General features: G+C 71.0%; 16 protein-coding genes. 3 read left to right on the top strand and 13 right to left on the bottom strand.

Annotation, left to right across the window (positions count from 1 at the left end; translation table 11 throughout):
* Nucleotides 1–29 precede the first annotated feature (29 nt).
* Nucleotides 30–1,592, bottom strand: coding sequence for an MDR family MFS transporter (locus tag AC069R_RS16000; protein ID WP_478767392.1), 1,563 nt, complete (start codon nt 1,590–1,592; stop codon nt 30–32).
* Between the two features lie 125 nt (nt 1,593–1,717).
* On the opposite strand from AC069R_RS16000, the gene AC069R_RS15995 reads away from it, so the two are divergent.
* Nucleotides 1,718–2,317: a TetR/AcrR family transcriptional regulator gene (locus AC069R_RS15995; RefSeq protein WP_478767391.1), complete on the top strand. Its 600-nt coding sequence runs from the start codon at nt 1,718–1,720 to the stop codon at nt 2,315–2,317.
* Nucleotides 2,318–2,382: 65 nt separating this feature from the next.
* Here the strand turns inward: AC069R_RS15995 and AC069R_RS15990 are convergent, their stop codons facing one another.
* Nucleotides 2,383–2,931, bottom strand: coding sequence for a M23 family metallopeptidase (locus AC069R_RS15990; RefSeq protein ID WP_478767390.1), 549 nt, complete (start codon nt 2,929–2,931; stop codon nt 2,383–2,385).
* Nucleotides 2,932–3,388: 457 nt separating this feature from the next.
* On the opposite strand from AC069R_RS15990, the gene AC069R_RS15985 reads away from it, so the two are divergent.
* Nucleotides 3,389–4,021, top strand: a complete 633-nt coding sequence (locus AC069R_RS15985; protein ID WP_478767389.1) for an HAD family acid phosphatase — start codon at nt 3,389–3,391, stop codon at nt 4,019–4,021.
* 94 nt (nt 4,022–4,115) lie between these two features.
* On the opposite strand, the gene AC069R_RS15980 is transcribed toward AC069R_RS15985, so the two are convergent.
* The gene (locus tag AC069R_RS15980) at nt 4,116–6,638 is read right to left on the bottom strand and encodes an ATP-dependent Clp protease ATP-binding subunit (RefSeq protein WP_397984716.1); all 2,523 of its coding nucleotides are present in this window, start codon (nt 6,636–6,638) and stop codon (nt 4,116–4,118) included.
* Nucleotides 6,639–7,098: 460 nt separating this feature from the next.
* Between AC069R_RS15980 and AC069R_RS15975 the strand changes: the two genes are divergently transcribed.
* Nucleotides 7,099–7,728, top strand: coding sequence for an SCO3374 family protein (locus tag AC069R_RS15975; protein WP_478767388.1), 630 nt, complete (start codon nt 7,099–7,101; stop codon nt 7,726–7,728).
* A gap of 60 nt (nt 7,729–7,788) precedes the next feature.
* Here AC069R_RS15975 and AC069R_RS15970 read toward each other — a convergent pair whose 3' ends face one another.
* From AC069R_RS15970 to AC069R_RS15925, 10 genes are all read right to left on the bottom strand, one after another.
* A complete protein-coding gene (locus AC069R_RS15970) occupies nt 7,789–8,124 on the bottom strand; it encodes a histone-like nucleoid-structuring protein Lsr2 (RefSeq protein WP_478767387.1) in 336 nt (111 codons plus the stop codon).
* Nucleotides 8,125–8,338: 214 nt separating this feature from the next.
* Nucleotides 8,339–8,872 (bottom strand): amino-acid N-acetyltransferase, encoded by a 534-nt coding sequence (locus tag AC069R_RS15965; RefSeq protein ID WP_397984718.1) that lies wholly within the window; start codon nt 8,870–8,872, stop codon nt 8,339–8,341.
* A 9-nt stretch (nt 8,873–8,881) separates the two neighbouring features.
* Entirely contained in the window at nt 8,882–9,301 is a 420-nt protein-coding gene (locus AC069R_RS15960; protein ID WP_397987219.1) for a BlaI/MecI/CopY family transcriptional regulator, read from the bottom strand.
* Between the two features lie 169 nt (nt 9,302–9,470).
* On the bottom strand, nt 9,471–9,650 hold the full coding sequence (locus tag AC069R_RS15955) for a hypothetical protein (RefSeq protein WP_478767386.1): 180 nt from the start codon (nt 9,648–9,650) through the stop codon (nt 9,471–9,473).
* A gap of 140 nt (nt 9,651–9,790) precedes the next feature.
* Nucleotides 9,791–10,396, bottom strand: coding sequence for a hypothetical protein (locus tag AC069R_RS15950; RefSeq protein WP_478767418.1), 606 nt, complete (start codon nt 10,394–10,396; stop codon nt 9,791–9,793).
* A gap of 117 nt (nt 10,397–10,513) precedes the next feature.
* On the bottom strand, nt 10,514–11,311 hold the full coding sequence (locus AC069R_RS15945) for a type III pantothenate kinase (protein ID WP_397984720.1): 798 nt from the start codon (nt 11,309–11,311) through the stop codon (nt 10,514–10,516).
* 5 nt (nt 11,312–11,316) lie between these two features.
* Nucleotides 11,317–12,294, bottom strand: a complete 978-nt coding sequence (gene nadC, locus AC069R_RS15940; RefSeq protein ID WP_478767385.1) for a carboxylating nicotinate-nucleotide diphosphorylase — start codon at nt 12,292–12,294, stop codon at nt 11,317–11,319.
* 29 nt (nt 12,295–12,323) lie between these two features.
* The gene (locus AC069R_RS15935; protein WP_478767384.1) at nt 12,324–14,021 is read right to left on the bottom strand and encodes an L-aspartate oxidase; all 1,698 of its coding nucleotides are present in this window, start codon (nt 14,019–14,021) and stop codon (nt 12,324–12,326) included.
* Complete coding sequence (gene panC, locus AC069R_RS15930) at nt 14,018–15,019, bottom strand: pantoate--beta-alanine ligase (protein WP_478767383.1); 1,002 nt, start codon at nt 15,017–15,019, stop codon at nt 14,018–14,020. Before panC ends, AC069R_RS15935 begins: the two co-directional genes overlap by 4 nt.
* Nucleotides 15,016–16,050, bottom strand: coding sequence for a Rossmann-like and DUF2520 domain-containing protein (locus AC069R_RS15925; RefSeq protein WP_478767382.1), 1,035 nt, complete (start codon nt 16,048–16,050; stop codon nt 15,016–15,018). The genes panC and AC069R_RS15925 overlap by 4 nt, the downstream gene beginning before the upstream one ends.
* Nucleotides 16,051–16,075 lie beyond the last annotated feature (25 nt).

Genomic DNA, 16,075 nt, shown 5'->3' with positions numbered 1-16,075 from the left:
CGGGGGCCTTCGTCGTACCGCGTCCCGCGTCAGACCGCCTCGACCAGCGGAACGGCCTTCTCCTCCGGCTTCGCCGCCTGCGGGCCACCCCGCAGCGGGACCTCCTTGACGAAGAGGGCGCCGATGAGGACCAGGACGGCGATCGCGGCGCCCAGCAGGAACGCGGAGTGCGTGCCCGCGGAGACCGCGTGCTGGTAGGCCTCACGGGCCAGCGGCGGCAGCTTCGCCAGGCTCTTGGCGTCCAGCTGCGCGGACTGCTCCGTGACGCCCTTGCCCAGCGAGCCCGCCCGCTCGGCCATGACGTCCTTGACCTTGTTGTTGAACAGCGCGCCCATGATGGCGACGCCGAACGAGGAGCCGAGCGTACGGAACAGCGTCGCCGAGGAGGACGCCACGCCCATGTCCTTCATCTCCACGCTGTTCTGCGCCACCAGCATGGTGATCTGCATCAGACAGCCCATGCCGAGGCCGAGGACCGCCATGTAGACGCCGGAGGTGAAGCGGCTCGTACCGGTGTCCATCAGCGACAGCAGGTACAGGCCCGCGATCATCAGCACACCGCCGGCGACCGGGAACACCTTGTAGCGCCCGGTGTTGGTGGTGACCCGCCCCGCGACCATCGACGTCACCAGCATCGCGCCGAGCATCGGCAGCAGCAGCAGACCGGAGTTGGTCGCCGACGCGCCCTGCACCGCCTGCTGGTACAGCGGCAGGAACAGCGTCGCGCCGAACATCACGAAGCCGGTGATGAAGCCGATCACGGACATCAGGGTGAAGTTGCGGCTGCGGAAGATGTGCAGCGGCAGCACCGGGTCGGCGGCCTTCGTCTGCCAGAACACGAACCCGGCCAGCGCCACCACGCCGATGGCTATCAGTTCCATGATCCGCGCGGAGGTCCAGGCGTACTCGCTGCCGCCCCAGGTGGTGACCAGCACGATCGAGGTGATGCCGACGGTCAGCAGGACGACACCGAGGTAGTCGATGCCCGCCTTGGCCCGCTTCTTCGGCAGGTGCAGCACCACGCTGACCAGCACCAGCGCGACCGCGCCGAGCGGCAGGTTGATGTAGAAGGACCAGCGCCAGCCCCAGTTGTCGGTGATGGTGCCGCCGACCAGCGGACCGCCGATCATCGCCAGCGCCATCACGGCGGCCATCATGCCCTGGTACTTGCCCCGCTCCCGCGGCGGCACGAGGTCACCGATGATCGCCATGACGCCGACCATCAGACCGCCGGCGCCGAGGCCCTGCACGGCACGGAAGCCGATCAGCTCGCCCATGTTCTGGGCCATGCCGCTGAGCGCGGAGCCGATCAGGAAGATCACGATCGAGCCGAGGAAGGCGCCCTTGCGCCCGTACATGTCGCCGAGCTTGCCCCAGATCGGGGTGGAGGCCGCGGTGGCCAGGGTGTAGCCGGTGACCACCCAGGACAGGTGTTCCAGGCCGCCCAGCTCGCCGACGATGGTGGGCATCGCCGTGCCCACGATCATGTTGTCGAGCATCGCGAGCATCATCGCGATCATGAGCGCGAGCAGTACGACACGCACGCTCCGCTGCTTCTTGCCCTCCGGGGGGCTCTCCACCGTGTCCGCCATCTCTTCCCTGCTTCCCCCTGGTCGGCTACTTACTTGCCGCCCGGCTAGTTAGTACACTGCTTAAAGTAGACGGCCAACTAGCCGGGCGTCAAGTAAGTTTCCGCGGAAGCGCGAGGAGTACGAGGATGGGCGTCACCATGGACGGCACCAAGCAGCAGCGCCGCGGCAACACCCGCCAGCGCATCCAGGACGTCGCGATCGAACTCTTCGCCGAGCAGGGGTACGAGAAGACCTCGCTGCGCGAGATCGCCGAGCGCCTCGACGTCACCAAGGCGGCCCTGTACTACCACTTCAAGACCAAGGAAGAGATCATCGTCAGCCTCTTCGAGGACCTGACGCAGCCGATCACCGACCTGATCGAGTGGGGTCGCGGCCAGCCGCACAACCTGGAGACGAAGCAGGAGATCGTACGGCGCTACAGCGAGGCGCTCTCGCACGCGGAGCCGCTTTTCCGCTTCATGCAGGAGAACCAGGCGACGGTGCGGGAGCTGCGCATCGGCGAGACCTTCAAGGACCGCATGCACGGGCTGCGGGAAATCCTCATGGACCCGGAGGCCAAACTGGTCGACCAGGTGCGCTCGCTCAGCGCGCTGTTCACCCTGCACGCCGGGATGTTCGTGATGCAGGACCTGGTGGACGACGTGGAGAAGCGCCGCCAGGCCGTGCTGGAGGTCGCCCTCGACCTGGTCACCCAGGCACACGAGCACGCCCACGCCGACGACTGAGCCGCCCGGTCGACTCACTCGACACGGACGGCTCGGAGGGCTCGGCCCAGTGGGGCCCGCTCGGCTCAGACGCGGACGCCCTTGCCCTTCAGGAACGGCACCGGGTTGAGCGCGGAGCCGTAGTTCGAGGTCTTACGGATCTCGAAGTGCAGGTGGGGACCCGTGGAGTTGCCGGTGGAGCCGGACAGGGCGATGTGCTGGCCGGTCTTCACCTTCTGGCCGATCCTGACGTCGACGCGGGACAGGTGCGCGTACTGGGAGTAGACGCCGTTCTCGTGCTTGATCACGATGGCGTTGCCGTACGCGGGACCGTCACCGGCGCCGTTGGGGCCGGCCTTGACCACGGTGCCGCCGTGCACGGCGACGACCTCGGTGCCGGTGGCCACGGCGAAGTCCTGGCCGCTGTGCTTGGCGACCCAGTGGGCGCCGGACTGGTTGAAGCCCGCGGAGAGCGAGTACTTCTTCACCGGGTCCACCCAGGAGGCCGCCGACGGAGCGGCGCTCGCGACTCCGGCGCCCAGCACGACCGGGACAGCGACACCGGCGGCCAGGAAGGCGGCACGGGTACGGAGCGAGGACGTACGGGGGGCACGGGACGTGAAGCGCTGGAACATCGAGACCTCGTGAACTCGGGGACAGGTCGGCCGCCCGGCGGACAGGTGTTCGCCGCTGCGGCCATCCCTTGGTAACCGATCGCCCCATCCGGGCGGAAGTGGGGCATCTACGGCGCCCAGTAGTAGATGGGCCCAAAACCACCTACCGCCTTGACAGCCCCCACGCCGACCCGGAAGCCCCCCGCGCGACGTGCCCGTTTCCACCCGAAACCAGGGATCTACGAGTGCTTTGCCCGCGCTTTACCCGCCTGGTGGATCCCACTATCGGGGCTAGTAAGGGATAAATCGCCTGTGCGGCATGTCACCGGCTTCGCGCTCCGACGGGGCTGTGAATGTGATGCAGACCCCTATCCGCCTACCGTTCGGTAACCCTACGGTTCCCCTCACGCCATCCGCACCACAGATCATGCACCTGCCATCCGGCACCGCATACGTGATGTGAGAGGAACCCCCACCGATGACCAGCCCCCTGGCGCGCCGCCTCACCGTGACCGCCGTCTCCGTGGCCGCCCTGGCCGCCGTGGCCGCCCCGGCCCGCGCAGCGGACGCCACCACGGCCCCGGCCACCACCGCGGCGGCGAGCGCCACGACCGGCAAGGTCGACTTCGCCACCTGGCAGAACGACTGCCAGACCGTGATGGACCAGGCCCTGCCCTACCTCAAGCAGCGCATCGCCGCCGCCAAGCCGGGCGACAAGCAGGCCATCGTCTTCGACATCGACAACACCACGCTGGACACCGACCTGGGCTTCACGGTCCCCCAGACGGCCAACAAGCCGGTCTTCGACGTCGCCCGGTACGCCCAGGAGCACGGCGTCGCCCTCTTCTTCGTGACCGCCCGGCCGGGCATCATCGAGGCGCCCACCAAGTGGAACCTCGAGTACGACGGCTACCAGGTCTCCGGCATCTACGTGCGCGGCCTGTTCGACCTCTTCAAGAACGTCGCGGACTACAAGACGGCCCAGCGCGTCGCCATCGAGAACAGGGGCTACGACATCATCGCCAACATCGGCAACAGCACGACCGACCTCTCCGGCGGCCACGCCGACCAGACCTTCAAACTGCCCGACTACAACGGCCAGCTCTCGTAAGCGCATTCCGAAGCCGGCCGTTACCCGCCGCGCGGGAAAACCGAAAGGGGCCGGTGCCAAAAGCACCGGCCCCTTCGGCTGAAGCGCCGCGGGTTTACGCGTCCTTGCTCAGGTTCGGGCCGCCGCCCGCCGCCTGCTCGATCGGCGGGGCGTCCGGCAGGGCCGACTTCTCCTCGCCGCGGAAGGTGAAGGTCGCGGAGTCGCCCTCGCCCTCCGTGTCCACGACCACGATGTGGCCGGGGCGCAGCTCGCCGAAGAGGATCTTCTCGGAGAGGCTGTCCTCGATCTCGCGCTGGATCGTACGGCGCAGCGGCCGGGCGCCCAGCACGGGGTCGTAGCCCCGCTTGGACAGCAGTTCCTTGGCGGACTGGGAGAGCTCGATGCCCATGTCCCGGTCCTTCAGGCGCTCGTCCACCTTGCTGATCATCAGGTCGACGATCCGCAGGATGTCCTCCTGCGTGAGCTGCGGGAAGACGACCACGTCGTCCACGCGGTTGAGGAACTCGGGCCGGAAGTGCTGCTTGAGCTCGTCCTGGACCTTGTTCTTCATGCGCTCGTAGTTGGTCTTCGTGTCACCCGAGGCCGCGAAGCCCAGGTTGAAGCCCTTGGAGATGTCCCGCGTGCCGAGGTTGGTCGTCATGATGATGACCGTGTTCTTGAAGTCCACGACCCGGCCCTGGGAGTCGGTCAGGCGGCCGTCCTCCAGGATCTGCAGCAGCGAGTTGAAGATGTCAGGGTGGGCCTTCTCGACCTCGTCGAACAGGACGACGGAGAACGGCTTGCGGCGCACCTTCTCGGTCAGCTGGCCGCCCTCTTCGTAGCCCACGTAGCCGGGGGGCGAGCCGAAGAGACGCGAGACCGTGTGCTTCTCACTGAACTCCGACATGTCGAGGGAGATCAGCGCGTCCTCGTCGCCGAAGAGGAACTCGGCGAGCGCCTTGGACAGCTCGGTCTTACCGACACCGGAGGGGCCGGCGAAGATGAACGAGCCACCGGGGCGCTTCGGGTCCTTCAGACCGGCACGCGTACGGCGGATCGCCTTGGACAGCGCCTTGACGGCGTCGACCTGGCCGATGACCCGCTTGTGCAGCTCGTCCTCCATGCGCAGCAGGCGGGAGGACTCCTCCTCGGTCAGCTTGAAGACCGGGATGCCGGTGGCCGTGGCGAGGACCTCGGCGATCAGCTCGCCGTCGACCTCGGCGACGACGTCCATGTCGCCGGCCTTCCACTCCTTCTCGCGCTTGGCCTTGGCGGCCAGGAGCTGCTTCTCCTTGTCGCGCAGCGAGGCGGCCTTCTCGAAGTCCTGCGAGTCGATCGCGGACTCCTTGTCCCGGCGGACGCCGGCGATCTTCTCGTCGAACTCGCGGAGGTCCGGCGGCGCGGTCATCCGGCGGATGCGCATCCGGGAGCCGGCCTCGTCGATCAGGTCGATGGCCTTGTCCGGCAGGAAGCGGTCCGAGATGTAGCGGTCGGCCAGGGTGGCGGCCTGGACCAGCGCCTCGTCGGTGATGGAGACGCGGTGGTGCGCCTCGTACCGGTCGCGCAGGCCCTTGAGGATCTCGATGGTGTGCGGCAGGGACGGCTCGGCGACCTGGATGGGCTGGAAGCGGCGCTCCAGGGCCGCGTCCTTCTCCAGGTGCTTGCGGTACTCGTCCAGCGTGGTCGCACCGATGGTCTGGAGTTCACCGCGGGCCAGCATCGGCTTGAGGATGGAGGCCGCGTCGATGGCGCCCTCGGCGGCACCCGCACCGACCAGCGTGTGCAGCTCGTCGATGAACAGGATGATGTCGCCGCGGGTGCGGATCTCCTTGAGGACCTTCTTCAGGCGCTCCTCGAAGTCACCGCGGTACCGGGAGCCGGCGACCAGGGCGCCGAGGTCCAGCGTGTACAGGTGCTTGTCCTTCAGCGTCTCGGGCACCTCGCCCTTGACGATGGCCTGGGCGAGGCCCTCCACGACGGCGGTCTTGCCGACGCCGGGCTCACCGATCAGCACCGGGTTGTTCTTGGTACGGCGGGACAGCACCTGCATGACCCGCTCGATCTCCTTCTCGCGCCCGATGACCGGGTCGAGCTTGGATTCGCGGGCGGCCTGGGTGAGGTTCCGGCCGAACTGGTCCAGGACCAGGGAGGTCGAGGGGGTGCCCTCGGCCGGGCCGCCGGCGGTGGCGGTCTCCTTGCCCTGGTAACCGGAGAGCAGCTGGATGACCTGCTGCCGCACCCGGTTGAGATCGGCACCCAGCTTGACCAGGACCTGGGCGGCGACGCCCTCGCCCTCACGGATCAGGCCGAGCAGGATGTGCTCCGTGCCGATGTAGTTGTGGCCCAGCTGAAGGGCCTCGCGGAGCGACAGCTCCAGGACCTTCTTGGCACGGGGGGTGAAGGGGATGTGGCCGGACGGGGCCTGCTGGCCCTGACCGATGATCTCCTCCACCTGCTGACGGACCGCCTCAAGCGAAATGCCGAGGCTCTCCAGGGCCTTAGCGGCGACACCTTCGCCCTCGTGGATGAGACCCAGGAGGATGTGCTCGGTGCCGATGTAGTTGTGGTTGAGCATCCGGGCTTCTTCCTGAGCCAGGACGACAACCCGCCGCGCGCGGTCGGTGAACCTCTCGAACATCGTTAATCGCTCCTCAGAGCGGTCAGGCAGTAAGGGGACGCTCCCCTCTCTGTCCTTCCGCAGCTTAGTCCCGCAAGCGGGGACCGCTCATTCCAACTGCCGACACCGTCCGGATCACCTCCGCTCTCGCGGAGACAAGCTGCTGCCTCCTGACCGCGAACGCCGACATCTGCTCCAACCCGATGGTGCGAGACGATGTTCCCGCAGGCCAGGCAGTTACCCCACTCGCCACTACGCCGATGGCGAACGGGAGACCGCCGCGCCCACGCGTCGCCCCCTCCCACTAGGCATGTCTTACCCGCGGGGACTGACACTCCATGCCGAGCGCACCGGTTCCCTCCGCTATGGGCGAACAACCTTGCGGCTCCCCATCCCACCGGGCGCCCGCTTTTCCGGCACGCTGTGCGATCAGTGGGGCACTCAGCGTAACTCGCCGCCTGTCCCGCCTGTTGCACCCGGCATGACTGGCACGGTCTCCACGACCTCCACGGTCCCCCTTCCCCGCCGCCCCGTCGAACCGGGAGCGCCCGGTGCGCCCGGTGTGCGCGGACGCGGGCCGGGGTGGCGCGAGGTCCGGCGCTGGTACGAGCACGAGCTGGGCTGGCCGACCGTGCCCGGACCGCCGCCGGGGCTGCCGGCCGGGGTGCGCTTCGACGTCCTGGACGTGCCGGCCGAGGCGGGCGCGCGGGCGCTGCGGCATCTCGCGCCGGGCTCGCCGGTGGCCCTGCGGGGCGACCGGATGCGGCTGCTGGTGGCCGCGGGCTGCGCGGAGGAGCTGCCGGGGCTGCTGGACTGGCTGGAGTGGGGCGCCGTGGCGCTCGATCTGCGGGCCCTGGGGGCGGGAGACGTCCTTCAGGCGCCCCTGCCGCCCGGCCGGCCGCTGCCGCCGTCCGGCAGCCCGAAGGGGGCCGCCGTGTGGCTGCGGCCCCCTGTGCCGGGACGCGAGGCGGATGCCCCGCTGCCCGCGATGCCGGGCGTGGGGCGCGAGGGGAGCGCCCCGGATCTCGTACGGCTGGTGGACACGGTGGCAGCGTGGTGTCACCGCGTCCGGCTGCGGCGGGAATGCGGCGGGGTGCCGGTCTCGCCGTAGCGCCGTACTGACGGTCGTGCCGTACTGATGGTCGTACCGATATCCGGCCGCTTCGGCCGATCAGCCGTTGGCCTTCTCGTACGCCTCGCGGATGGAGGCGGGGACGCGGCCGCGGTCGTTGACCTCCAGGCCGTTCTCCTTGGCCCAGGCGCGGATCGCCGCGGTGTCCTGGTTGCCGCCGGCGGCGGCGCGCGTCTTTCCGCGGCCGCCGGAGGCACGGCCACCGGTGCGACGGCCACCCTTGACATAAGGGTCGAGAAGGCCGCGCAGCTTGTCCGCATTGGCGGTCGTGAGATCGATCTCGTACGTCTTGCCGTCCAGCGCGAACGTCACCGTCTCGTCCGCCTCGCCGCCGTCGAGGTCGTCGACAAGAAGGACCTGAACCTTCTGTGCCACCGGATTTCCTTTCATCGATAACGTTGAGGGTCAGGGTGCGCGCGTCCGCCCGTTTCGCCGCCCCTGTTATATGCAGTACTGCGATACGTCGGAAAGCAAACCGCTTTTGCGGGAAAAACACAAACCCCTGGGAGAGCGGTGGGGAGGGGGCAGCGGCCGGAAAGATGCGCGTTTCGGACATAGGGCACCGCGCATAGTCGCCGGGCAAAGACGATCACAGATGCAGAAGCATCCGGCTGTTGCCCAGGGTGTTCGGTTTCACTCGTTCGAGTCCGAGGAACTCCGCGACGCCCTCGTCATAGGAACGCAGCAGCTCCGCGTAGACATCGGTGTCGACGGGTGTCTCGCCGATCTCGACGAAGCCGTGCTTCCCGAAGAAGTCGACTTCGAAGGTCAGGCAGAAAACCCGGCGAACACCGAGCCAGCGCGCGGTCTGGAGCAACTTCTCCAGCAACTGATGGCCGACGCCCGCGCCCTTGAGGCCGGGCTTCACCGCGAGAGTGCGGACTTCCGCGAGGTCCTCCCACATGACGTGCAGCGCGCCGCAGCCGACGACCTCGGCGTTGTCGTCCCGTTCCGCGACCCAGAACTCCTGGATGTCCTCGTAAAGCGTGACCGTGGCTTTGTCGAGCAGGATGCGGCCCTGGACGTAGGCGTCGAGGAGCCGGCGCACGGCCGGCACATCGCCGGTCCTGGCCCGGCGGACCGTGATGGCTTTTGCGGAGACTTCGGGGTGCTTCGCGGACATGGGCGGACGCTATCGCCCGGCGGCGTCCTGAGCCGAGCCGGGGTTCTCCTGTTGCTCCGCTTGTGCGGCCCGCGGTTCGGCGGCTTCGGGGGCTTGCCGGGTTTCCGGTCCCTGGACGATGCGTACGGCGTCCTGAAGGGCCTGGCGCTGTTCCTCGCTCATCATCCCGAAGAACGCGACGAGTGCGGCGGCGGGGTTGTCGCTCTGCGACCAGGCGTCGTTCATGAGGGCGGCGGCGTAGGCGGCGCGGGTGGAGACGGCCTCATATCGATAGGCCCGTCCTTCCGCCTCGCGGCGGACCCAGCCCTTCTGATGGAGATTGTCCAAAACCGTCATCACGGTGGTGTACGCGATGGTGCGTTCCTGCTGGAGGTCTTCCAGGACTTCTCGAACGGTCACCGGGCGGTTCCACTTCCACACCCGCGTCATGACCGCGTCTTCGAGTTCTCCCAAGGGGCGAGGCACAGCTCAGAACAATAGTGGGAGATCCTGGCGATGGCGTGCCAGACGTGGCGAAACCTTACGAACCAGGACAAAAAGGGCGTGTCTAGGGAAAATAGCGCTTCCCCCCTGACCCTCGGCGGTCCCTCGGGGCGGCTCAGGCGTCGGTCGCGGCGGATGTGCCGCCGGCCGCCTCCGCCCGCGCGATGGCGGCGTCGACGGCCGCGTCCTCCTTGGCCTTGGCCGCCCCGCCCTGGGTCTTCACGATCACCCGGACCACACCGATGAAGAACACGGCCATCACGACCGGGGGCACAAGCGCGGAGACATAGTCCATGCGACCAGAGTAGCCATGCCCTACCGGGCGAATCGGGCGGGGTGGGGGTACGCCGAGGCGGCTGTACGGACATGCCGCCGACCACGGAGAACGGCCGTCACCGGGCGGGCGCCCGCCGCCGGTGGGCGCCCCGGTGCGGGTCAGCAGACCAGTTGCTGCGGCGGGGCCGGGGGCTTGCGGCGCGGGAAGACCTCGCCGGGGGTGGGGATGGGGCGCTTGGGGGCGGCCGGGTCGGGGCGCTCGGCGGGGGCCGGCTTCGGGGCGGGCTTGGGGGGCTGCTTGCCGGCGTCCTCCGACGGGCGCCCGGCGCCGCCCGACAGGGCCAGCAGGCGCGTGCGCGCGGGCGGCACCGCCGGTGCCGGGACCCTGCGCGCGCCCTGCGCGAAGCGGGCCCGTACGTCCTGTTCCGCGAGCGCCCGGCAGCGTTCCAGCAGCGCCGCCGCCCTCGGGTTCCCGCGCAGTGCCCGCAGCGCCGCGAGGTCGTCCGGCACCGGCCGGTACGCGGCGCCCAGCGCCTCCTCCAGGAGGGTGAAGTAGCCGGCCGCGGTACCCGGCAGCGCGGCCCGGTAGCGGTCCAGATCGGCCAGCAGGAAGGCGCGCAGTCTCACCCCCTCGTGGATCGCCTCGTCGAGCGACTCGGCGAGGCGGAGGCAGTCCTGTACGTCCTGGGCGGACGTGCGGCCGGGGTGAAGGGCGAGGGCGAGGGCGCGGCGGAGCACACGCAGCTCCTCCGCGCCGAACGCCATGCCGCCGCGGGATCCGTATGGCGTGGGCATGCGGCGACGCTACCGCTAATCGGACAAAAGCGTCACAACGGGATGATGTGTCGCGAGGGTTTCCCTCTAAAGCCGCGACACGTTCCGCTAAAGCCGCGACACGTTCCGCTCGTACACCAGCCGCAGCCCGATCAGCGTCAGCCACGGCTGGTGCTCGTCGATCACCGATGCCTCGCCGAGCACCATCGGCGCCAGCCCGCCCGTCGCGATCACCGTCACGTCGTCCGGGTCGTCCGCCAGCTCGCGCGCCATCCGGCCCACCACCCCGTCGACCTGGCCGGCGAACCCGTACACGATGCCCGCCTGCATGGCCTCGACCGTGTTCTTGCCGATCACGCTGCGCGGCCGGGCCACCTCGATCTTGCGGAGCTGGGCGCCCTTGACGCCGAGCGCGTCGACGGAGATCTCGATGCCGGGGGCGATGACACCGCCCACGTACTCGCCGCGCGCGGAGATCGCGTCGAAGGTGGTCGCCGTACCGAAGTCGACCACGATCGCCGGACCGCCGTACAGGTCCACCGCCGCGGCCGAGTTGACGATGCGGTCGGCGCCGACCTCCTTGGGGTTGTCGGTGAGGATGGGCACGCCGGTCTTGACGCCCGGCTCGACCAGGACCGCCGGGACGTCGCCGTAGTAGCGCCGGGTGACCTCGCGCAGCTCGTGCAGGACCGAGGGGACGGTGGCGCAGATCGCTATCCCGTCGATGCCGTCGCCCAGTTCGTCGCCGAGCAGCGGGTGCATGCCCATCAGGCCCTGGAGCAGCACCGCCAGTTCGTCCGCCGTGCGGCGGGCGTCGGTGGAGATGCGCCAGTGCTCCACGATGTCCTCGCCGTCGAACAGGCCGAGGACGGTTTGCGTGTTGCCGACGTCGATCGTGAGCAGCATGGCCGTTACTCCGCCTCCCGCAGGTCCAGGCCGATGTCCAGGATCGGCGAGGAGTGGGTGAGCGCGCCGACGGCGAGGAAGTCGACGCCCGTGTCGGCGTAGGCGCGCGCGGTGGCGAGCGTCAGGCGGCCGGAGGCCTCCAGGAGCGCCCGCCCGGCCACGATGCCCACGGCCTCCGCGCACTCGCCGGGCGTGAAGTTGTCCAGCAGGATCAGGTCGGCGCCCGCCTCCACGACCTCGCGCAGCTGGTGCAGCGTGTCGACCTCGACCTCGATCGGCACGTCCGGGAAGGACTCCCGTACGGCCTTGAATGCCTCGGCGACGCCGCCGGCCGCGACCACGTGGTTGTCCTTGACGAGGGCCGCGTCCGACAGGGACATGCGGTGGTTGACGCCGCCGCCCGCGCGGACCGCGAACTTCTCCAGGGCGCGCAGGCCCGGCGTCGTCTTGCGGGTGTCGCGGACCTTGGTCTTCGTGCCCTCCAGGGCGTCCGCCCACGCGCGCGTCGCGGTCGCGATGCCGGACAGGCGGCACAGCAGGTTCAGCGCGCTGCGCTCGGCGGTGAGCAGGTCGCGGGTGCGGGTGGTGACGGACAGCAGCTTCTGCCCGGCCTCGACCCGGTCGCCGTCCTCCACGTGCCGCTCGACCTCGAACTCGTCCGTGCAGACCACGGAGAGCACGGCCTCGGCGACCCGCAGCCCGGCCACGACGCCCGCCTCGCGCGCGGTGAAGTCACCGGTGGCGACGGCCTCCTCGGAGATGGTCGCGACCGTGGTCACGTCCACCCCGCCGGCCAGGTCCTCCTGGATGGCCACGGTGGCGATGTCCTCGACCTCGACCGGGTCGAGCCCGGCATCGGCCAGCAGCTCGGCGAGCACGGGGTCGAGCCCGCACTCCAGGTACTCCTCGTCGTGCTCCGCGCCGCAGCCGCAGCCGTCGCCGCAGCCGCCGGTCGTCACGAGGGGAAGGTCGTCGGTGCTCACGTCTGTCACTGCTCCTGAAGCGCTGGGCATTACCTGATAGGGGGGAAGTCTGCGGTGTCGGTGGGGCGCACCGCCAGCGAACGGTCGCGATCGAGCCTGACGACGATGTGGCGGCGCCAGTTGGCGTCGTCGCGCTCGGCGAAGTCCTCGCGCCAGTGGCAGCCGCGGGTCTCCTCGCGCAGCAGCGCGGCGGCGACCAGGACGCGGGCCACGCACAGGAGGTTGGTGGCCTCCCAGGTGTCCACGCCGGGCTCGGCGGTCTTGCCGTGCACGTCCAGCGCGTCGCGGGCGTCCGTGTGCAGCCGCTGGAGCTGCTCGGCGGCCCCCGCGAGGGACCCGGCGCTGCGCAGCACGCCCGCGCCCTCGGTCATGATCCGCTGGATGGCGAACCGGGACTCGGGGGCGAGCAGCGGGTGCGCGGGCCTGCCGGTGTGCGGGACCGGCTCGGGCACCCGCGCGCGCAGGCCGTCGGCGGCGCGCTCGGCGGCGATGTCCGCGGCGATCCGCTCGGCGTAGACCAGGCCCTCCAGGAGGGAGTTGGAGGCGAGCCGGTTGGCGCCGTGCACGCCGGTGCAGGCGCACTCCCCGCTCGCGTACAGGCCCGGCACGGTGGTGCGGCCGTGGTCGTCGGTGCGCACGCCCCCGGAGGCGTAGTGGGCGGCCGGGGCGATCGGGATGGGCTCGGTGACCGGGTCGATGCCGTTGGCCCGGCAAGCAGCCAGGATGGTCGGGAAGCGGTGCGCCCACATCTCGGCGCCGAAGTGGCGGGCGTCCAGGAACATGTGCTCGGCGTCCTGCTCCTGCATCCGCCGCATGATGGCCTTGGCGACGATGTCCCGCGGCGCCAGCTCGGCCAGTTCGTGCTGCCCGAGCATGAAGCGGGTGCCGCCGGCGTCCACCAGGTGGGCGCCCTCGCCGCGCACCGCCTCGGAGACCAGCGGCTGCTGGCCCTCGGCGTCGGTGCCGAGGAACAGCACGGTCGGGTGGAACTGCACGAACTCCAGGTCGCTGACCTCGGCGCCGGCGCGCAGCGCGAGCGCCACGCCGTCGCCGGTGGACACCGACGGGTTGGTGGTGGCGGCGAACACCTGGCCCATGCCGCCGGTGGCGAGGACCACCGCGGGGGCGTGCACGGCGCCCACGCCGTCGTGCTGGCCCTCGCCCATGACGTGCAGCGTGACGCCGGCCGTGCGGCCCCCGGCGTCCGTGAGCAGGTCCAGGACGAGCGCGTTCTCGATGGTGCGCAGGCCGCGCGCGCGGACCGCCTCGACCAGCGCGCGGGAGATCTCGGCGCCGGTGGCGTCGCCGCCCGCGTGCGCGATCCGGCGCCGGTGGTGGCCGCCCTCGCGGGTGAGGGCGAGGCCGCCCCCGGCGGACTCGTCGAAGTGCGCGCCGGTCTCGATGAGCCGTCGTACCGCGTCCGGGCCCTCGGTGACCAGGAGGCGTACGGCCGCCTCGTCGCACAGGCCGGCGCCCGCCACCAGGGTGTCGTCCAGGTGCTGTTCGGGGGTGTCGCCCTCGCCGAGGGCGGCCGCGATGCCGCCCTGGGCCCAGCGGGTGGAGCCGTCGTCCAGGCGGGCCTTGGTGACGACCACCGTGCTCAGCCCGGCGGCCTCGCAGCGCAGGGCGGCGGTCAGCCCGGCCACGCCGGAGCCGACGACGACCACGTCCGCGGCGATGGCCCAGCCGGGGGCGGGTGCGTGCAGTCGTATGCCGGTGCTGGTCACGAGGCGGCTCCGAGGGTGCCGAAGGTGAGCGGGAGGTTGTCGATCAGCCGGGTGGCGCCGACCCGCGCCGCGACGGCGAGTACGGCCTCGCCGGCGAAGTCGTCGCCGATCTCGGTGAAGTCGGACGGGTCGACCAGGGCGAGGTAGTCCAGTTCGAGCGGCGGGTCGTAGTGCGCGGCCTCGTCCAGGACCTGGCGGGCGGCGGCGCGGACGGCGGCCGGGCCGCCCGGCGCGGCGGTGGCCACCGCGTGCGCGTCGGCGGCCGCGCGGGACTCCCCTATCGCGCTCAGCGCCTCCGCGCGCGCCTGGGTGGCGGGCACCTCGCGGGCCCGCGCGCGCAGCGCCTCCTGGGCGGCGTGCCGGTCGCGGCCGGCGAACAGCGCGCGGGACAGGGCGAGGGCGGTGCGGCGCTCGTCGGGCGACAGGAAGCGGTTGCGGCTGGACAGCGCGAGCCCGTCCTCCTCGCGCGCGGTCGGCACGCCGACGATCTCGATGCCGAAGTTCAGGTCCCGCACCATGCGCCGGATCAGGGCGAGCTGCTGGGCGTCCTTCTGGCCGTAGAGGGCGACGTCGGGGCGGGTGAGGTGGAGCAGTTTGGCGACGACGGTCAGCATGCCGTCGAAGTGGCCGGGCCGGGAGGCACCCTCCAGGCGTTCGCCCATCGGGCCCGCGGTGACGCGGACCTGGGGGTCGCCGCCGGGGTAGACCTCGTCCACGGAGGGCGCGAACACGGCGTCCGCACCGGCCTGTTCGGCGACCTTCAGATCGGCGTCCAGGGTGCGCGGGTAGCGGTCCAGGTCCTCGCCCGCGCCGAACTGGAGCGGGTTGACGAAGACGGTGACGACGACCTCGCCGTCCGGGCCGGCGATCTCGCGCGCGGAGCGGATGAGGGTGGCGTGGCCTTCGTGCAGCGCGCCCATGGTCATCACGACGGCGCGGCGGCCCGTGCGGGGGCGGGCGTGCAGTTCCCGCGCGGTGCTGAGCAGGGCGGTGGTCATCGGTCGTTCCCCTCGGTGCCGGTCGGGCCGTCGGTGCCGTCGTCGGTGTTGTCGGTGTTGTCGGCGTTGTCGGCGTTGTCGTCGCTCTCGGTGCCGGGTGTCCGCGGTACGCCGGGTGCGCCCGTGGCCGTGCCGTCGGCCAGCGCGCCGAGCAGGTCCGCGGCGAGTTCCGGCTTGAGCAGGCCGTGCGCGAGGGCGCGGTCGGCGGTGGCGCGGGCCATCGCGACGTAGCCCGCGACGGCCGCCGGGGCGTGCTCGCGCAGCTCCACGAGGTGCGCGGCGACGGTCCCGGCGTCCCCGCGCGCGACCGGCCCGGTCAGGGCCGCGTCCCCGGAGCGCAGGGCGTTGTCCAGGGCGGCGCCGAGCAGCGGGCCGAGCATCCGGTCGGGGGCCTCGACACCGGCCGTGCGCAGCAGTTCCATGGCCTGCGCGACCAGGGTGACCAGGTGATTGGCGCCGAGCGCGAGGGCCGCGTGGTAGAGCGGGCGGTTCTCCTCGCTGATCCACTCCGGCTCGCCGCCCATCTCGATCACCAGGGCCTGGGCGGCCAGCCGCAGCTCCTCGGGCGCGGTGACGCCGAAGGAGCAGCCCGCGAGGCGCTGGACGTCCACGGGGGTGCCGGTGAAGGTCATCGCGGGGTGCAGCGCGAGCGGCAGGGCACCGGCCCGCAGGGCGGGGTCGAGCACCTTGGCGCCGTACCGCCCGGAGGTGTGCACGAGCAGCTGTCCGGGCCGTACGGCACCGGTCTCGGCGAGCCCCGTGACCAGGGCGGGCAGCACATCGTCGGGGACGGTGAGCAGCACCAGGTCGGCGCGCTCCAGGACCTCGGCCGGCGGCACCAGGGGCACGCCCGGAAGCAGGTCCTCGGCGCGCCTGCGGGAGGCGTCGGAGACACCGGAGACGGCCACCGGCCGATGCCCGGCGAGCTGGAGGGACGCGGCCAGCGCGGGGCCCACCCGGCCGGCGCCCACGACGCCGACGGTGAGCCGCGCGGGGCGGTCCCGGTGGTCTTGCTGGTGGACTGTACTCACGCGACGACGGCCTTCCCGTTCCAGT

The sequence above is a fragment of the Streptomyces sp. NPDC043952 genome (assembly GCF_056435325.1).
The sequence above is the reverse complement of the archived record's forward strand: the minus strand, read 5'-3'. Positions and strand labels throughout refer to the sequence as shown.

Bases quoted from the DNA above. Each gene is read 5' to 3' on its own strand.
- AC069R_RS15990 (WP_478767390.1), bottom strand. From the start codon at position 2,931: ATGTTCCAGCGCTTCACGTCCCGTGCCCCCCGTACGTCCTCGCTCCGT.
- AC069R_RS15985 (WP_478767389.1), top strand. From the start codon at position 3,389: ATGACCAGCCCCCTGGCGCGCCGCCTCACCGTGACCGCCGTCTCCGTG.
- AC069R_RS15980 (WP_397984716.1), bottom strand. From the start codon at position 6,638: ATGTTCGAGAGGTTCACCGACCGCGCGCGGCGGGTTGTCGTCCTGGCT.
- panC (WP_478767383.1), bottom strand. From the start codon at position 15,019: ATGACCACCGCCCTGCTCAGCACCGCGCGGGAACTGCACGCCCGCCCC.
- AC069R_RS15965 (WP_397984718.1), bottom strand. From the start codon at position 8,872: ATGTCCGCGAAGCACCCCGAAGTCTCCGCAAAAGCCATCACGGTCCGC.
- AC069R_RS15995 (WP_478767391.1), top strand. From the start codon at position 1,718: ATGGGCGTCACCATGGACGGCACCAAGCAGCAGCGCCGCGGCAACACC.
- AC069R_RS15955 (WP_478767386.1), bottom strand. From the start codon at position 9,650: ATGGACTATGTCTCCGCGCTTGTGCCCCCGGTCGTGATGGCCGTGTTC.
- AC069R_RS15950 (WP_478767418.1), bottom strand. From the start codon at position 10,396: ATGGCGTTCGGCGCGGAGGAGCTGCGTGTGCTCCGCCGCGCCCTCGCC.
- AC069R_RS15975 (WP_478767388.1), top strand. From the start codon at position 7,099: ATGACTGGCACGGTCTCCACGACCTCCACGGTCCCCCTTCCCCGCCGC.
- AC069R_RS15945 (WP_397984720.1), bottom strand. From the start codon at position 11,311: ATGCTGCTCACGATCGACGTCGGCAACACGCAAACCGTCCTCGGCCTG.
- AC069R_RS15960 (WP_397987219.1), bottom strand. From the start codon at position 9,301: ATGACGCGGGTGTGGAAGTGGAACCGCCCGGTGACCGTTCGAGAAGTC.
- AC069R_RS16000 (WP_478767392.1), bottom strand. From the start codon at position 1,592: ATGGCGGACACGGTGGAGAGCCCCCCGGAGGGCAAGAAGCAGCGGAGC.